The following is a 15,930-nucleotide window of genomic DNA, read 5'->3' as shown; positions in this document are numbered from 1 at the left end:
AAAGTCATTTCCGCACTGCGGAAGGATAGCCCGCGTTCGTTGTTGCTCGGGTCAAGCTCTCGGGCTGGGCCTTGTCGGGATCATAGGTGACGGTGGCCGTCTTCTTGTCGAAATTGACCTTGACGACGCTCACGCCGGAAACCTTATCGAGGGACTTTTTTACCGTGATCGGGCAGAGTTCGCACGTCATGTTTTTAACGTCGAGCGTGACGGTTTTCGGGGTGGCGGCCAGCGCCGCGAGGGGTAGTACGGCGAGCGCGGCAATCAGCAATTTGCGCATGAGGATTTTCTTTCAGTAAAACAGCAGGGCCAGTGACGGCACAGCCAGCAGGACGAGCAGCAGGACGGCGATGAGCCAGAACTTCAGCCGCTGGCGCTTGATAGTGCGCGGATCGGAGCAAGGTGTGCCCGGTGTGCAGACCTGCGGCACCAGATAAAGCTTGCGAAAGGCCAGCCCGAGAAACAACAGCGTCAATCCGATGAAGATGGGCCGGTATGGCTCCATCGCTGTCAGATTGCCCACCCACGTACCACCGATGCCGAGGGTCAGCAGCACGAGCGGCCCAACGCAGCATACCGACGCACCAATGCCCGCCAGCACGCCCGCGATCAACGAGCTTTTTTCGGTGAGCTGTGCCATACCTTTCTCCTTGAACCTGTTTACCCACGTGCCACTCTAAATCCCGTACCCAAGTACGGAGTCAAGGGGGGAATGTGATGACGGCAGAACTGACGATCGGCAAGCTGGCGGAAGTTGGAGGACTCCTGACGTTGGATGAGGCGTGCGCCTGCGCGCAGACGCGGACGTTGGCCGCTCGCAAGGTGGCGCTCATCGAACAGAAGATTGCGGACCTTGCCGCTATGCGGAAGGTACTTGCCAGGCTGGTAAAGCAATGCGATCAAGGTGACGGCGGCGCTGCCTGCCCAATTATCGACGTGCTGGCGACTGATCGAGGGAGAGGGCTGATGTTTCGCAAAGGGCAATGTTTGGAACAAAGCTAGCCGCCTTCGCAACTCGCCGGACTCGCGTCAAATGATTCAGTTCAGTATTCGATAGCCCCAAAGCAGACACCCGCTATTGACGCCTTCGGGTCGAGAAGCGACGGTCGAGTTTCTAGAAAGCCGTCGGTGGCGCTTGCCAAAACAGGACACGGGTCGTCAGATCAAGTGGCGTCTACTACAAATTAGGGGATTAAGAATCGTCAAAGCTCTTCAACCACGAAATCAGTCAATCACCTGATTACTTAATCGATCAGCCCAAAAAGCGCGGACCTGTGGATACAGCCGGGTGAACCGTTCATAGCGGGCTTGCAAGCTGGGGTCTGGCGATGGATCCGGCTCGAAGCGGCTGCGCTCGGGCGCAGTGCGACACACTTCCGTTTCTTCGCCTCCATTGGCCAGCCATGCCAGTCGTGCGGCCCCAAGCGCGGCAGCCGTTTCGGCGCCGGCTCTCAGGACGAGCGGACGCTGGAGCAGCGTAGCGAGAAGCTGCGCCCAGTAACTGCTGCGCGCACCGCCGCCGACCAACGACAACTCGCGTACGCTCGACCGCAACTCCGCATCGAGGGAATTGAACCCATCGAGCAGTCCATGACTCACTCCCTCTACCACGGCGTGCGCGATGTCTCCAGGCCCGTGCTCGTGCGTCAGTCCGAACAGCACGCCCTTGGCGTTCGGATCGTTGTGCGGCGTGCGTTCACCGGCAAGGTAAGGTAGAAACAACGGCGCCGAGGTTCGTTGCGACGGGCTCAGTGCCTCCGCTGTACCGAGCAGGCTGGCTTCGCTTTCGCGACCTGTCAATTGCGTGGCCCAGCGCAGGGCGCTGGCGGCCGACAACATCACCGACATCTGGTGCCAGCGGCCCGGCAGCGCGTGACAGTACGCGTGCACGGCGCTGGCCGGGTTCGGGAGGAAGCGGTCTGAGCAAACAAAAATGACGCCGGAGGTGCCGAGCGAAACGAACCCCTGACCAGGCATGACGGCGCCGATGCCAACGGCGCTGGATGCGTTGTCGCCGGCGCCGCCGGCAACGGGTATGTCTTCAGGCAGCCCCCACCGCCGCGCAACTTCTCCGTGCAAGCGACCGGCTGCAGCACTGCCCTCGACCAGGGAAGGCATCTGGGCGCGCGACAATCCACAAGCCGAGAGCACCCGATCCGACCAGTTGCGCGCCCCGACGTCGAGCCAAAGTGTTCCGGAAGCGTCGGAGTAGTCGGTGAACCGCTCGTTGGTCAGACGCAAGCGGATCCAGTCTTTGGGCAGCAGAACACAAGCGGTGCGAGCGTGGATTTCCGGCTCGTTCTCACGCAGCCAGACCAACTTCGGTGCGGTGAAGCCGGGCATTGCGAGATTGCCCGTGATGCCGCGCAGCTCAGGCACAGCCGACTCCAGCGCGGCGCACGCGTCACCGCTGCGGCCATCGTTCCAGAGAATTGCAGGGCGAAGCACTTCGCCCGATGCATCGAGCAACACGGCTCCGTGCATCTGGCCCGACAGGCCGATTGCCCTGACCCTTGCCATCGCACCGCCGTGCTTCGCCGCCAGGCGCAGCATTGTGCCGTCGAGCGCGGCCCACCATTCATGCGGGTGTTGCTCGCTCCATAGTGGGCGGGGCCGGGAGATCTGCAACGATTCCCCGGTTACTGCAACAACCTGATGGCCGGCATCGAGGAGCAATACCTTGACCTCGGAGGTGCCGAGGTCGATGCCGAGGTACATGCGCGAATCCGGCTCAGTCGCCGAATCGGCGGTTGGCATGACGCCGGAACTCACTTGGCGTCATGCCCTTTATTTCCAGGAAGCGTCGATTGAAGTTGGCGACATTGTTGAAGCCGACGTCGTAGCAGATGTGCGTGATGTAGCGGTTCGATTCCATCAGCAACAGGCAGGCTCTGCTGATGCGCACGCGGTTGACGAAGTCGATGAAATTGTTCCCCGTGGCGCGCCGGAAGAAACGCGAGAACCGGCTCTCGGTCATGCCGAACTGCGCCGCAAATTCGCTCATCGACGGCGCTTGCGCGATGTTCTCGGTAAGCTGGTTGACGATGCTGTTGATCTGCTCGAGCGAGACATCGTCGTCGAAACTCTGCAATCGCACGCTGGATAGCAATTGGTATTCGGTGCAGCGCGACAGATCGGCCATGAACTGGCAGAAGGCGGCGAACCGCTCCAGGCCCCGGCTGCTCTTGATTCTTTCGAAGAAAAGGCGCGCGTGATCCGAAAGGCCGAAGAATTCGATCCCGTTGCGCGCGCGCTCCAACAGGGGCAGGACCTCGGCAAGTTCCGACACGCTCCTACAGGCTGTCTCGATCGGCTCGTGATGAAACTGAATCACCCGGTCGCGCAGGCGTACGCCGCCGTCCGGCAAGTCGAGGGAGATCCAGTTGTGAGGCAGGCGGGGCCCCGTGAGGACCAGATGCCCGGGCTGGAACTGTCCGATCCAATCACCCACGAAGGCCTTGCCGGAAGTCGCCACGATGAGGTGGAGCTCATACTCGTCGTGATAATGCCAACGCGCGAGAGGCGTCGGGAAGCCATGATCTAGGCAGCGGATGAAGCCGACATCTTCCGCTGCCTCGTAGCCGAGCGAAGGCATGCGCGAGGCATCGAGTTCGAGTTCAGGCTGTCGATGTCTGGGCAGAAGACGTTGGTGGGCACGCATACTTTGCTCTCCCTAGCTCATCACGCTGCCGCCGTCCACATTCAACGTCTGGGCCGTGATGTAGGACGCTTCATCGCTCGCCAGAAAGACTGCCGCTCCGGCGACCTGGTCGGGACGGCCCATGTAGCCGAGCGGCACGGCCTTGCCTACGGCAACCTTTTTCTCTCCGGGTTGGAGCTGTTCGTAACGGGCAAAGAGCGCATCCACCTGGTTCCACATCGGTGTGTCGATCACGCCCGGGGCTATCGCGTTCACACGGATGCCGTACGGTGCCATCGCGAGCGCGGCGGACTGCGTGTAGCTTACGACCGCGGCCTTGGTGGCGCAATAGTGCGAGACCAGGGCCTCGCCGCGCCGGCCCGCTTGCGACGCGAGGTTGATGACCGTTCCAGGTGCGCCGGAATTGCCGTGCTGCGCGACCATCTGTGCGAGCACCTTCTGCATGACGAAGAACATGCCGCGCACGTTCACGGCAAAAAGCCGGTCGTACATCGCCTCGTCGCTTTCCAGCAGCGGGGCGAGGTCGAACAGTGCAGCGTTGTTGAACAGGATGCCGATGATGCCGAAGCGCGCCTGCGCCGCAGCAATGAGATCATCGATCTGCGCGGTGCGGGAGACATCGCAGGCGACGTATTGCAGCCGATCCCGGTGCTGCACGATCAGCGCGGCGAGCTCCCGGGAAGGTTCTCGCGTCACATCGACCGCCGTGCAGCGCGCTCCGTTCGCAAGATAGGCGGCCGTTACCGCCAGGCCAATGCCGCCCGCCGCCCCGGTAAGCAAGGCGTGCCGGTTCCCGAGGCGCTGGTTCATCGCTGATGCTCCTGGACGAGGCTTGCGACGCGCCGGCCTGCCGCTCGGACTTCCCGGACCAGGCGCGGATCGCCGGCTGTCGGACCCCATAGCACCGCATCGCCGCAGAACGCTTCCACCGGGTCGCTCGCCGCGCAGATCGCGTGCGCCGCTCCGGGGTCCATCGCCTGATCGTGATAAGTGTATGGAAGCTCATTGCGGTGCCAGCGCTGCAGGAACGCGAGGAACAGCGCGGGAAGCATCGATACGCTGGCTATCGACGCGTTCTTCTCCAGGCGCTCCCGGACCGTTGGGACAATGAAGCCCGGGATTTTGGAGTAGCCGTCCATGGCCACGCGCTGACTCGAATCCTGGATCGCGGGATTGCCGAAGCGCTCCAGTACGACGTCGCGGTATGCGGCGAGATCGATGGGACTAGGCCGCTCCGGGGTGGAGAGACAGGGAATCGCGTCGTTGGTTACGTACTCCCGTGCAATCCGCCGGATCGCCGGATCGCGCGTGCCTTCGTGAATATACCGGTAGCCGACCAGCGTGCCCGCCCAGGCGACGCAGGTGTGGCTCGCATTCAAAATGCGGATCTTCGCTTCCTCGTAGGGGTTCACCGATTCGACCATCTCCACCCCGACGCGCTCCCACGCCGGGCGGCCATTGCAGAAATCGTCCTCGATCACCCATTGGATGAAGCTTTCGCTCATGACGGGCACAGCGTCGTCCCAGCCGGTGGCGTTCTTGACACGCATGGCGGTATCGGGCGGTGGGCGTGGCGTGATGCGGTCCACCATTGCGTTCGGACTGCTGGTGTTCGCCACGACCCAGTCGTGCAACCGGGTGTCGTTCAGCAGCGCGATAAACTGCAGCAGGCCGCCGCGGAAGCGTTTGCCGTTGTGCCGCAGATTGTCGCAGTTGAGCAGCGTGACCTTGCCACCCGAGCGGCGCATGCGCTCGCGCAAGATAGCTGTAAGCGCGGCGTAGATCGTGCCGCCTGGCTTGCCCTGCCGCGCCGCCGCGACATCAGCCGCCAGATCCGGAAACGTCAAATCCAGGCGATTCCTGGCGTCTAGATAATATCCAGCCTCCGTCACGGTGAACGAGATGATGCGCGTCGAGGGATCGGCTCCGATCGCGATCAAACCTGCCAGGCTCGGCTCATACGGGACGACAGTCTTGATCGCCGTGATCTTGGTGTAGCTTCGCGCCCCCGTGGGCGCAACGGTCTCCAACGTGTATCTGCCGCCCTGGGCCGCGAGGTTGGCCATCAGCTCCATCATGTCCGGCCGGGTGTTGCCACCAGCCAGCACCCAGCCGTTGTCTCCCGATTCGATGAGACGGTGAACGTACACCGCCTGATGCGCGCGATGGAAGAAGCCGAGCCCCAGGTGGAGCATCACGAGCGGGGCCGACATGGATGGCGCCTCCGGCGGAAAATCAGCGTGCGGAAGGCGCTACGACCCGACCCTGCGAGTCGAACAGATGGGCAGCCGTGGCGTCGATCTGGACCCCGACCGTATCGCCGACCTGCGGCAGGTTCTGGGTGCTATTTTTGCGAGCCACCAGCTGAGTGCCGCGCGCGGTGCTGACGTAGACTAGCGTCTCGGCGCCCAGTGCCTCCACCAACTCGACGCGGGCTTGCAGTTGTCCGCCACCGGGTGGGCTCAAGGTCAGGCTCTCGGGACGCAGGCCCAGGTAACCGCCGGGTGGCACCGGCATGTGCAGCGCGGATTGGAACTGACCCACATCGGGACCGGCGACCATGTTCATTTGCGGGGTGCCGATGAACTGCGCGACGAATTGACTGTTCGGGCGGTAATACGCCTCCAATGGTGTGCCCACCTGCTCGACCCGGCCGTCACGCAGCACGACGACACGGTGCGCGAGCGTCATGGCCTCCACCTGGTCATGGGTGACGTAGATCGTGGTGGCACCCAGTTCCCGATGCAGTTTTGCGATTTCCACCCGCGTCTGTCCGCGCAGCGCCGCATCGAGGTTGGACAGCGGCTCGTCGAACAGAAATACCTTGGGCGAACGCACGATTGCACGCCCGATGGCGACGCGCTGGCGCTGACCGCCGGACAGCTCTTTCGGCGTGCGCTTCAGGTAAGGTTCCAGGTTCAGAATTTTCGCGACGTGCTCGACCTTCTCGCGGATCACTGCCGGATCTACCTTTGCCAGCATCAGGGCGAAGCTCATGTTGTCGTAGACGCTCATGTGCGGGTAGAGCGCATAGCTCTGGAACACCATCGCGAGATCGCGCTTCGACGATGGAAGCTTGGTGATGTCGCGCCCGTCGAGGTGTACGGAGCCACCATCGACTGTTTCCAGCCCGGCGATAAGGCGCAGCAGCGTCGACTTGCCGCATCCCGAGGGCCCCACGAAGACGACGAACTCGCCTTTCTCTATGGTCAGGTCGATGCCCTTGATGGCACGTTGTTCGCCGAAGAATTTTTCTACGCCATTGAGTTCGAGAAAGGCCATGCGCGTTACTCCCAGGTTACTTCACCGCCGATTCATTTCACCGCGCCGAACGTCAACCCCTGTACCAATTGCCGCTGACAGAACCAACCGAAGACCACGATCGGTGCGATCGCCATGAACGAGGCGCACGACAGCTTGGCCCAGAACAGACCCTCCGGACTCGAGTACGAGGCGATCAACGCAGCCAGGGTGCCGGCCTTTGCCGCGCTCAGGTTGAGCGACCAGAACGCTTCGTTCCACGCCAGCACGAGGCACAGGAGACCGGTGGAGAAGAGCCCGCCCATCCCCAGCGGCAGCAAAACCCGGCGGAACTCCTGCCACACGGTCGCCCCGTCCATACGGGCCGCTTCGAGGATCTCGTGCGGAATCTCGCGGAAGCTCGAATAAAGCATCCATACCATGATGGGCAGGTTGCTGAGGGTGAACACGACGATCAATACCAGGCGCGTGTCCAACAGTCCCGTTGTCTGTGCCAGCACATAGATCGGCACCAGCGCGCCCACCGCCGGCATCATCTTGGTGGACAGCATCCACATCAGCACGTCCCGCGTCCATTTGCTGCGGAAGAACGCCATCGAGTACGCCGCGGGCGCCGCGATGGCCAGCCCGAGCAGCGTCGAAACCACGCTGGTGATCAGCGAGTTCTTCGCGTAGAGCAAATAGTCGCTGCGCTGCTGCACCTCTACGAAGTTGTCGAGCGTTGGCGTGAAGAACAGCAGCGGGGGCACCGATATCGCCTGCAACTCGGTCTTGAAGGCGGTCAGCACCAGCCAGCCGAGCGGAAAGAAGAGCAGGAGAGTCACGATCCATGCGACGACGGTACGCACGAGCAGGACGGTGGAAAAGGCGGGCGCGGGAGCCATATGTTCGTCAATCCAGGTTCTTGCCGATGAGGCGGATGAGAAATATCGCCACGATATTGGCGAGGACGACGGCAAAGAGGGCTCCGGCCGAAGCCACGCCGGCATCGAAGTTGAGCAACGCCTGTTTGAAGATCAGGAATGCGACGTTGGTGCTGGCATCGCCCGGGCCTCCGCCGGTAGTCGTGTAGATTTCAGCGAAAACGCTCATGAGGAAAATCATCTCGATCATGATCACGACCGCGATCGAGCGTCCGAGGTGTGGAACGTACAGATAGCGCAGCTGTTGGAGGTAGCGTGCGCCATCCATGCGTGCAGCTTCCAACTGCTCGCGGTTCATCGACTGCAGCGCAGTCACGAAGATGAGCGTGGCAAACGGCAACCACTGCCACGCAACCATCAAGATGACGGAGAACAGCGGCCAGTCCGTCATCCAATCCACGGGTTGCATCCCGCAGAAAATCCAGACCTGCGCGAACACCCCGTAGATCGGGTTCATCATCATGTGCTTCCACAGCAGCGCATTCACCGTGGGCATCACGAAGAAGGGCGAGATCAGCAACACGCGCACCAGGCCGCGCCCCGGGAACGGATCGTCGATGAGAAGGGCCAGCGAAACTCCGACGACGACGGTGATGACAATGACGCTGCCGAGCAGGAGCAACGTGTTGATTATGGCCGGCCCGAACGACGAGTCGGTGATGAAGTACTGGTAGTTGGCTAATCCGATGAAGCCATGCTCGCCTGGCTGCATGAGGTTGTAGCGGATGAGCGAAAAGTAGATCGTCATCAGCAGCGGCACGATCATCCACAGGAAGAGCGTGATTACCGAGGGCGCGAGCAGCGCTCGGGGAAGAAATCGGGTCATCGTTTCAGTGCCTGGTAGTCGGGCCGGCGCCGGCCGGCCCGAACGTCAGATGACACACACTCGGGGATTATTTGTAGTATCCCGCCTTCTTCATCTCGCGGTCTGCCGAATTCTGTGAGCTCTTCAGCGCCTCATCGACCGTGACTTTCCCGGCCAAAGCCGCGCTCATTTGCTGTCCGACCGCAATACCGATGGCCTGAAACTCCGGGATCGCGGCAAACTGGACGCCGACGTATGGCGATTTCGGCAGCGTGCTGTCGTTGGGATTGGCGGTGTCGATCGCCTTCTTCTCGGCGTCGGCAAACTTGGCCGCCTTCAAGAACTCCGGCGATGTATAGGTGCTCTTGCGCGTTCCGGTGGGCACACTGCCCCAGCCCGCTTCCTTGCCGACCAGTTTCACGTAGTCCTTCGACGTGGCCCAGGCGATGAACTTCTGCGCCGCTTCCTGGTTCTTGGAACCGGCCGGAATCGCCAGTGCCCAAGCCCACAGCCAGTTGGCGCCCTTGGGCGTCACCGCGACAGGCGCCTGCGCGAAAGCCACTTTGTCGGCGACCTTGCTCTGCTTCGGATCGCTGATAAAAGAGGCGGCGATCGTGGCATCGACCCACATGCCGCACTTGCCCTCGTTGTACAGCGCCAGGATCTCGTTAAAGCTGTTGGCCGACGATCCGGGTGGTCCGTACTTGTTCAGCAGATCCACGTAGAACTTGATGGCGTCTTTCCACGGCTTGGATTCGAGCTGCGGCTTCCAGTTCATGTCGAACCACTGTCCCCCGTTGGTGTTGACCAGCGTAGTCAGGAATGCCATGTTGTCGCCCCAGCCCGGCTTGCCGCGCAGGCAAATCCCGTAGACGCCGTTTTTCGGGTCGTGGATTTTCGCGGCGAGGTCTTTGACCTGCGCCCAGGTCGGCCGCTCCGGAAGCTTGACACCGGCTTTGTCGGCGAGGTCCTTGCGATACATCAGCATCGAGCTCTCGCCATAGAAAGGTGCCGCATACAGCTTGCCGTCGACCGACAGGCCCTGGCGCATCGCCGGCAGGAGGTCGTCTACGTCATACGCGGCATCGGGCTTGAGTTCTTGAAGCCAATTCTTCTTGGCCCAGATCGGGGTTTCGTACATCCCGATGGTCATGATGTCGAACTGGCCACCCTTCGTGGCGATGTCGGTCGTTACTCGCTGGCGCAGCACGCCCTCTTCGAGCGTGACCCACTTGATCGTGATATCGGGGTTTGCCTGCTCGAAAAACTTCGTGAGCTTCTGCATCTCTATCATGTGACCGTTGTTGACCGTTGCGATCACAAGCTCGGTGGCAGCGTTCGAGGCACCAGCAACGGCCAGGCCGAATGCCAGCGCTAAGGCTGATTTCAGGTTCATGTTGCAAGTCTCCTCTAATATAGTTTTAGTCGACCCGGTGCGGCTTGCTGGTCACATCGGTGGTGTTCATGATAGGCGGGGCAGCGGGGTGCTCTGATACTCGCGGGACCTGCGATAGATACTGTTTTGCGGAAATAGGCCGGGAATCCGGCAATCCGGCAAGAAAATAGTATTGTGCGGGCGCGGTTGACTACCAGTTGGTAACCTCGCGCGCAACCGGTTGTTCATGGCCGCGAGCAAGAGCGTCTAAGCGCTGTCTGTGAATACGCAAGGTGCAGCCGGAGGCTGAGGCCATGGGGCGAAGAGAAAAGAGATAAAGAGGAAAGAGGAAAGGTAAAAGGAAAGACTAAAGAACAAAATGCCGCGCGCGCGGAGCAACTAGACTTTACTAGCCCCTAGCCCCTAGCCCCTAGCCCCTAGCCCCTAGCCCCTAGCCCCTAGCCCCTAGCCCCTAGCCCCTAGCCCCTAGCCCCTAGCCCCTTATGGCCGAAGGCCGGTATCCGCTCGTGGGAAGCCCCTGGCCCCTACGACCGCCCCCGTCGCCCGCTTCGCGAAGTAGGTGATCAGCGCGGAGGTAAACGCGCAGCCCGCCAGAAAATACACGCCCATCTCGAAGCTCCTGGTGCTGTCCTTGATCCAGCCGACGACGAACGGTCCGACATAGCCGCCGAGGTTGCCGATCGAATTGATCAGCGCGATGCCGACCGCGGCGGAGGCTCCGGTGAGAAACTGCGAGGGCATCGGCCACATGGACGGCCGCGAACCGTACAGGCCGACGGCGGCGACGGACATTGTGACCAGCGCCCAGGCGGACCCGGTGAAGAAAGCCGTGCCGGCGAGGCCGATAGCGCCGACCGTCGAGGCGACTATCAGATGCCAGCGCCGTTCCTTGCGCCGGTCGGAGGAATGTCCCCAGCAAATCAGGCCGATCACGCCGATCACATAGGGGATCGCGGTCAGCAGTCCCGTCACGAAGTTAGAGTGCCCCAATCCCTTGACGATCTGCGGCAGGAAGAAGGTGATGCCGTAGCTGGCGATGACGCTGGTGAAATAAATCATGGACAAGACGAGCACACGCCGGTCGGTCAGCGCACGCAATAGGGTCAGGCGGCCGACGCCTTCGATCTTCGCGCGTTCGGCCTTCAATTCCGTATCGAGCCATTCCTTTTCATCGGAATTCAACCAGCTCGCCACTGCGGGGCGGTCAGTCATCAGCATCAGCACGACGACGGCGAGCAGCACCGCGGGCAAGGCTTCGATGATGAACACCCATTGCCAGCCATGCAGGCCCCAGACCCCTTCCATTTCCATGACGGCGCCGGAAACCACCGATGCCAGCGCATTGCCGAGGGGGACGGCAACGAACAGTGTGGAGATCACGCGCCCGCGATACTGCGCCGGAAACCAGTAAGTGAAGTACAGAATCATGCCGGGGAAGAAACCCGCTTCGGCGACACCGAGCAGGAAACGCAGGATGAGAAAACTGATCGGCCCCGTTGCGGCGGCCATCAGGCCGGAGATGATGCCCCAGGTAATCATGATGCGGGCGATCCACAGCCGCGCCCCGACTTTTTCGAGAACCATGTTGCTCGGCACTTCGAACAACGCATAACCGAAGAAGAAAATCCCTGCACCCAGGCCATATAGATAGGCGCTGATGCCGAGATCCTTGTTCATCGTCAGCGCGGCGAAGGCGACGTTGGTGCGGTCGATGTAGGCCACCAGGTAGGCGACCACGACCAACGGCAACAGCCGCCACGACACTTTCAGGATTGTGCTGCGCTGGAATTCGGGCCTGAAGCGTGAATCCATCGTGGTTCCCCCCGGGAATGTTTTGTCGCAGCGCGTCAGGCGCCGTCGATTGTTGGTTGTCGCGCGTGATTATGCAGGAATGGCCGTGACGAACGTTACGATCGTGACGGCGTGACGAGGCAAGTGCGGCCTGAGAGCAGGCTTGAATGTCGAGAACTGGGGGAGAACGAATGCCAGGTTACGATTCAGGCCCTTATACGGCGTCACGATCCTTACGACATTCCCGCTACCGTCGCACTCCCTGCGGTAGTATCTTTGCTACCATCGTCGGCAGGCAGGTCTGCGGCGAAATATTTCCTTACACATTCATTTCGGGAGCACATCTTGGGCACTCTCAATGTCAATGGAAAACAGGTCAGTGTGAATGTCGAAGACGACATGCCGCTGCTTTGGGTATTGCGCGATGAACTGGGCATGACCGGCACCAAATACGGCTGTGGCATCGCAATGTGCGGTGCCTGTACGGTGCACATCGACGGCAAGCCGGTGCGCTCCTGTGTGATGCCGGTGTCCGCGGTAACCGGCAAAGTCATCACTATCGAAGGGCTGTCGAAGGACGGGTCGCACCCGGTGCAGAAAGCTTGGGTGAAGCTGCAGGTGCCGCAGTGCGGTTACTGCCAGAGCGGCATGATCATGGCCGCCGCGGCGCTGCTGAAAGAAGTCAAGAATCCGTCGGACGCGCAGATCAACGATGCGATGAGCAACATCTGCCGCTGCGGGACCTACGCGCGCGTACGCGAAGCGATCCATCTCGTCGCGAAGTCCGCCTGAGGAGGCCATGATGAAACCGCAAAAATTCGAAGCCGGACGCCGCGATTTTCTCGTCAGGACCGCCGCCGTTTCCGGCGGCCTGGTGCTCGGCGTCGATCTGTCGGGCACGGTGCAGGCCGCCGCTGCCGCCGGCACTCCCGCCGTTGCCGCAGGCACACCGGAGGTCACGCACTGGGTTGTGATCCAGCCCGACGACACCGTGGTCATCCGCGTTGCCCGTTCCGAACTCGGACAAGGCTCCTTCACCGGCCTCGCGCAACTGGTCGCCGAGGAACTCGAATGCGACTGGAGCAAGGTTCGTCCGGAATACGCGGACGTGAACGACCATATCAGGCGCAATCGCATTTTCGGATCGATGTCCACCGGCGGCAGCCGCGGCATCCGCGAATCGCAGGAGTATCTGCGCAAGGCGGGGGCGAGCGCGCGCGAGATGCTGGTTGCGGCAGCGGCGCAGGAGTGGGGCGTGCCCGCCGCCGAGTGCAAGGCCGCGAAAAGCGTGATCTCGCATGCGTCGGGCAAGCGCACCACTTACGGCAAGATGGCTGCGGCGGCATCGAAACTCGACGTGCCGAAGGAGCCGAAGCTCAAGGACCCGAAGGACTGGAAGCTGATCGGCACCTCGCCGGCCCGCTTCGACATCGCCGACAAGACCACCGGCAAGCAGATCTATGCCGCCGACGTGCGCCTGCCGAACCTGGTGCACGCGTCCATCGTCCAGTGCCCGGTATTCGGCGGCAAGGTCAAAAACTACGACGATTCGAAAGTGAAGGGCACGCGCGGCGTGAAGGCCGTTGTCGCCGGCGACGACTGGGTCGCGGTAGTTGCCGACAACTGGTGGCGTGCCAACCAGGCGCTCAAGGCTGTGCCGGTGGAATGGGACGTGGGCGAGAGCGGCAACGTCACCAGTGAATCCATCATGAAATTCCTGCGCACCGGGATCGATGCGAAAGACGTTCCGGTCGCGCGCAAGGACGGCGACGCGGAAGCTGCGCTCGGCAGTGCGGCGAAAGTGATCGAGGCGGAATACCACGCGCCTTATCTGAACCACGCGACAATGGAGCCGCAGACCGCGACGGCGATCGTGACGGATGACAAGGTCGAAGTCTGGGTCGGCACGCAGAACGGCGAATCCACTATTGCAGCGGCATCCGAAGCGGCGGGCATTCCGCTGGAAAACGTGATCGTGCACAAGATGCACGCCGGCGGCGGCTTCGGCCGGCGCGGGCCGCATCAGGAGTACACCAAGCAAGCCGTGGCGATCGCGCAGAAGATGCCGGGCACACCGGTCAGGCTGCAATGGTCGCGCGAGGAAGACATGAGGCAGGGCCGCTACCGCCCGGTGGCACTGGTGAAGCTGCGCGCCGGACTGGACAAGGACGGCAACTGGAACGCGTGGCAGGTGCGCCAGGCCGACCAGTCCATCTTCATCACGGTGCGGCCGGCCGATATCAAGAACGGCATCGACCCGGTGAACGTGCGGTCCTTCCAGGACAATCCGTATGTCGTGCCGAACTTCACCGACGAGTACGCGATGCGCAATCCGCACGTGCCGCCGGGATTCTGGCGTGCCGTCGCTCACACGCATAATCCCTTCTTCCGCGAATGCTTCATCGACGAACTGGTGCAAGCCACCGGCCGGGACCCGGTTGAGTTCCGCCGTCCGCTGCTGAAGGGCAAGAAGGACCTCGGGGTGCTGGAAGCGGTGGTGAAAGCCGCGGCCTGGGACAAGCCGGCGCCGAAGGGGATTCACCGCGGGATCGCGGTGGTCGATTCCTATGGCAGCTTCACCGCCGCGGTGGTCGAGATCGCGGTGACGGACGGTACGGTCATCGAAGTCAAACGCGTCGTCGTCGCGCTCGACAGCGGCTACGTGGTGCATCCGGACGCGGTCGTCGCGCAGATGCAGGGTGGCGTGATCTGGGGTCTGAGTTCGGCCATGCACGAAGAGATCACCATCAAGGACGGTCGCGTCGTGCAGAGCAACTTCTCGGATTACCGGGTCCTGCGCCTGGCCGAAACGCCGAAGATCGAAGCCGTCCTGGTGCCCACCGGCGGATTCTGGGGCGGAGTCGGCGAGCCGCCGATCGGCGCGGTCATCCCCGCGCTCGGCAATGCGATCTTCGCCGCCACGGGCAAGCGCGTGCGTTCGCTGCCGTTCAAGAATCATGGGTTCAGTTATAAAACATGAGTGGTTAGTGGCTGGTGGCTCGTGGCTAGAAAGAGCAAGGCCTCGGAACTTACGACTCGGGACTTAGCAGGAAACCGGTCACATCGTTACGCTTGTCACGATGCGGGCCGGCGGCGCGCGCTCGGCGCGTTGGCTGCCGGCGCGTGCCTGCTTCTCGTCCGGCCGGCGCAGGCGACGCCCGACGAGCTCGTCGTCGCGCTGCGCGAAACGTTCGGCGATCGTCCGATCAAGCGCGGCAAGGTGAAGCTCGAGATACCCAGGTTGGCGGAGAACGGCAGCGTCGTGCCGGTCACCGTCAGCGTGGACAGCCCGATGACGGAACAGGAGTACGTGAAGAGCATCCACCTGTTCGCGGAAAAGAACCATCTGCCGCGCATCCTGGAAGTGCGGCTCGGGCCTTACAACGGCAAGGCAGTCCTGACTTCGCGCGCGCGCGTGGCGACTTCGCAGCAGCTCACGGCGGTGGCAGTACTGAGCGACGACTCGCTGTGGTCGGCTGCCGCGGATATCGAAGTCGTTACCTCGGAGTGCGGACTGTGAGCCGCATGGGCGCGGCGCGGGTGCGCATGCCCGGGAGCGCGAAGCGCGGCGAGGTCATCGAGATCCGCACGCTGGTGCAGCATCCGATGGAATCCGGTTTCCGGCTCGACAACACCGGCAAGGAGATTGCGCGCCACATCGTCGAATCTTTCGACTGCACCTACAACGGCCGCGAGATTTTCCGCGCAAAGCTTTATCCCGCCGTTTCCACCAATCCGTTCTTTACGTTTTATGCAGTGGCCGCGGAAAGCGGCGATTTCGTCTTTACCTGGAAGGATGACCAAGGGGGCGTCGCGACGGTTACGCAGATGCTGAGCGTCGCGTAGGGGCTAGGGATGAAGCAGGGACTAGGGGCTAGGGGAAAAACAGGGGCTTGGGATTAGGGAAATATAGCGATTGCGGAAGAAAGATGCGTGATGTAAAAAAGCAGGAACCAAATCACGAAGAGTTTTCCAATCCCTAGCCCCTAGCCCCTAGCCCCTAGCCCCTAGCCCCTAGCCCCTAGCCCCTAGCCCCTAGCCCCTAGCCCCTAGCCCCTAGCCCCTAGCCCCTAGCCCCTAGCCCCTAGCCCCT

General features: G+C 62.0%; 16 protein-coding genes. 5 read left to right on the top strand and 11 right to left on the bottom strand.

Annotated features, from left to right (window positions below; genetic code table 11):
* Window positions 1–4: 4 nt before the first annotated feature.
* Window positions 5–280, bottom strand: coding sequence for a mercury resistance system periplasmic binding protein MerP (gene merP, locus HY067_20825; GenBank protein ID MBI3530398.1), 276 nt, complete (start codon window positions 278–280; stop codon window positions 5–7).
* 12 nt (window positions 281–292) lie between these two features.
* Entirely contained in the window at window positions 293–640 is a 348-nt protein-coding gene (locus HY067_20820; protein ID MBI3530397.1) for a mercury transporter MerT, read from the bottom strand.
* A gap of 77 nt (window positions 641–717) precedes the next feature.
* On the opposite strand from HY067_20820, the gene HY067_20815 reads away from it, so the two are divergent.
* Window positions 718–1,002, top strand: coding sequence for a MerR family DNA-binding protein (locus HY067_20815; protein MBI3530396.1), 285 nt, complete (start codon window positions 718–720; stop codon window positions 1,000–1,002).
* A gap of 222 nt (window positions 1,003–1,224) precedes the next feature.
* On the opposite strand, the gene xylB is transcribed toward HY067_20815, so the two are convergent.
* From xylB to HY067_20770, 9 genes are all read right to left on the bottom strand, one after another.
* The gene (gene xylB, locus HY067_20810; GenBank protein ID MBI3530395.1) at window positions 1,225–2,718 is read right to left on the bottom strand and encodes a xylulokinase; all 1,494 of its coding nucleotides are present in this window, start codon (window positions 2,716–2,718) and stop codon (window positions 1,225–1,227) included.
* 13 nt (window positions 2,719–2,731) lie between these two features.
* Complete coding sequence (locus HY067_20805) at window positions 2,732–3,661, bottom strand: AraC family transcriptional regulator (GenBank protein ID MBI3530394.1); 930 nt, start codon at window positions 3,659–3,661, stop codon at window positions 2,732–2,734.
* Between the two features lie 12 nt (window positions 3,662–3,673).
* A complete protein-coding gene (locus tag HY067_20800) occupies window positions 3,674–4,471 on the bottom strand; it encodes an L-iditol 2-dehydrogenase (protein ID MBI3530393.1) in 798 nt (265 codons plus the stop codon).
* Window positions 4,468–5,856 carry a mannitol dehydrogenase family protein gene (locus tag HY067_20795; protein ID MBI3530392.1) on the bottom strand — a complete coding sequence of 463 codons (1,389 nt, stop codon included), beginning with the start codon at window positions 5,854–5,856 and terminating at the stop codon, window positions 4,468–4,470. Before HY067_20795 ends, HY067_20800 begins: the two co-directional genes overlap by 4 nt.
* Window positions 5,857–5,896: 40 nt before the next feature.
* Window positions 5,897–6,943, bottom strand: coding sequence for an ABC transporter ATP-binding protein (locus HY067_20790; GenBank protein MBI3530391.1), 1,047 nt, complete (start codon window positions 6,941–6,943; stop codon window positions 5,897–5,899).
* Between the two features lie 32 nt (window positions 6,944–6,975).
* On the bottom strand, window positions 6,976–7,806 hold the full coding sequence (locus HY067_20785; protein ID MBI3530390.1) for a carbohydrate ABC transporter permease: 831 nt from the start codon (window positions 7,804–7,806) through the stop codon (window positions 6,976–6,978).
* A gap of 7 nt (window positions 7,807–7,813) precedes the next feature.
* Window positions 7,814–8,671 (bottom strand): sugar ABC transporter permease, encoded by an 858-nt coding sequence (locus tag HY067_20780; protein MBI3530389.1) that lies wholly within the window; start codon window positions 8,669–8,671, stop codon window positions 7,814–7,816.
* 67 nt (window positions 8,672–8,738) lie between these two features.
* Entirely contained in the window at window positions 8,739–10,046 is a 1,308-nt protein-coding gene (locus HY067_20775) for a sugar ABC transporter substrate-binding protein (protein ID MBI3530388.1), read from the bottom strand.
* Window positions 10,047–10,526: 480 nt separating this feature from the next.
* Window positions 10,527–11,858, bottom strand: a complete 1,332-nt coding sequence (locus tag HY067_20770; protein MBI3530387.1) for an MFS transporter — start codon at window positions 11,856–11,858, stop codon at window positions 10,527–10,529.
* A 324-nt stretch (window positions 11,859–12,182) separates the two neighbouring features.
* Here HY067_20770 and HY067_20765 point away from each other — a divergent pair, with 324 nt between their 5' ends.
* From HY067_20765 to soxZ, 4 genes are all read left to right on the top strand, one after another.
* Window positions 12,183–12,629, top strand: a complete 447-nt coding sequence (locus tag HY067_20765) for a (2Fe-2S)-binding protein (protein MBI3530386.1) — start codon at window positions 12,183–12,185, stop codon at window positions 12,627–12,629.
* Between the two features lie 7 nt (window positions 12,630–12,636).
* Window positions 12,637–14,817: a xanthine dehydrogenase family protein molybdopterin-binding subunit gene (locus HY067_20760; GenBank protein MBI3530385.1), complete on the top strand. Its 2,181-nt coding sequence runs from the start codon at window positions 12,637–12,639 to the stop codon at window positions 14,815–14,817.
* 129 nt (window positions 14,818–14,946) lie between these two features.
* Window positions 14,947–15,357, top strand: a complete 411-nt coding sequence (locus tag HY067_20755) for a sulfur oxidation protein SoxY (GenBank protein ID MBI3530384.1) — start codon at window positions 14,947–14,949, stop codon at window positions 15,355–15,357.
* A gap of 5 nt (window positions 15,358–15,362) precedes the next feature.
* Window positions 15,363–15,683: a thiosulfate oxidation carrier complex protein SoxZ gene (gene soxZ / locus HY067_20750; GenBank protein MBI3530383.1), complete on the top strand. Its 321-nt coding sequence runs from the start codon at window positions 15,363–15,365 to the stop codon at window positions 15,681–15,683.
* The last annotated feature ends 247 nt before the right edge of the window (window positions 15,684–15,930 follow it).

This window comes from Betaproteobacteria bacterium (genome assembly GCA_016194905.1).
Classification (GTDB): Bacteria; Pseudomonadota; Gammaproteobacteria; order Burkholderiales; family JACQAP01; genus JACQAP01.
Note: the sequence above shows the minus strand (reverse complement) of the source record. Positions and strands in the feature narration are given on the sequence as shown.

What these genes read in the sequence shown, in the direction of transcription:
- HY067_20780 (MBI3530389.1), bottom strand. Translation starts at nt 8,671, where the DNA reads ATGACCCGATTTCTTCCCCGAGCGCTGCTCGCGCCCTCGGTAATCACG.
- HY067_20820 (MBI3530397.1), bottom strand. Translation starts at nt 640, where the DNA reads ATGGCACAGCTCACCGAAAAAAGCTCGTTGATCGCGGGCGTGCTGGCG.
- HY067_20775 (MBI3530388.1), bottom strand. Translation starts at nt 10,046, where the DNA reads ATGAACCTGAAATCAGCCTTAGCGCTGGCATTCGGCCTGGCCGTTGCT.
- HY067_20795 (MBI3530392.1), bottom strand. Translation starts at nt 5,856, where the DNA reads ATGCTCCACCTGGGGCTCGGCTTCTTCCATCGCGCGCATCAGGCGGTG.
- HY067_20815 (MBI3530396.1), top strand. Translation starts at nt 718, where the DNA reads ATGACGGCAGAACTGACGATCGGCAAGCTGGCGGAAGTTGGAGGACTC.
- merP (MBI3530398.1), bottom strand. Translation starts at nt 280, where the DNA reads ATGCGCAAATTGCTGATTGCCGCGCTCGCCGTACTACCCCTCGCGGCG.
- HY067_20760 (MBI3530385.1), top strand. Translation starts at nt 12,637, where the DNA reads ATGATGAAACCGCAAAAATTCGAAGCCGGACGCCGCGATTTTCTCGTC.
- HY067_20805 (MBI3530394.1), bottom strand. Translation starts at nt 3,661, where the DNA reads ATGCGTGCCCACCAACGTCTTCTGCCCAGACATCGACAGCCTGAACTC.
- HY067_20785 (MBI3530390.1), bottom strand. Translation starts at nt 7,806, where the DNA reads ATGGCTCCCGCGCCCGCCTTTTCCACCGTCCTGCTCGTGCGTACCGTC.
- xylB (MBI3530395.1), bottom strand. Translation starts at nt 2,718, where the DNA reads ATGTACCTCGGCATCGACCTCGGCACCTCCGAGGTCAAGGTATTGCTC.
- HY067_20800 (MBI3530393.1), bottom strand. Translation starts at nt 4,471, where the DNA reads ATGAACCAGCGCCTCGGGAACCGGCACGCCTTGCTTACCGGGGCGGCG.
- soxZ (MBI3530383.1), top strand. Translation starts at nt 15,363, where the DNA reads ATGGGCGCGGCGCGGGTGCGCATGCCCGGGAGCGCGAAGCGCGGCGAG.
- HY067_20770 (MBI3530387.1), bottom strand. Translation starts at nt 11,858, where the DNA reads ATGGATTCACGCTTCAGGCCCGAATTCCAGCGCAGCACAATCCTGAAA.
- HY067_20790 (MBI3530391.1), bottom strand. Translation starts at nt 6,943, where the DNA reads ATGGCCTTTCTCGAACTCAATGGCGTAGAAAAATTCTTCGGCGAACAA.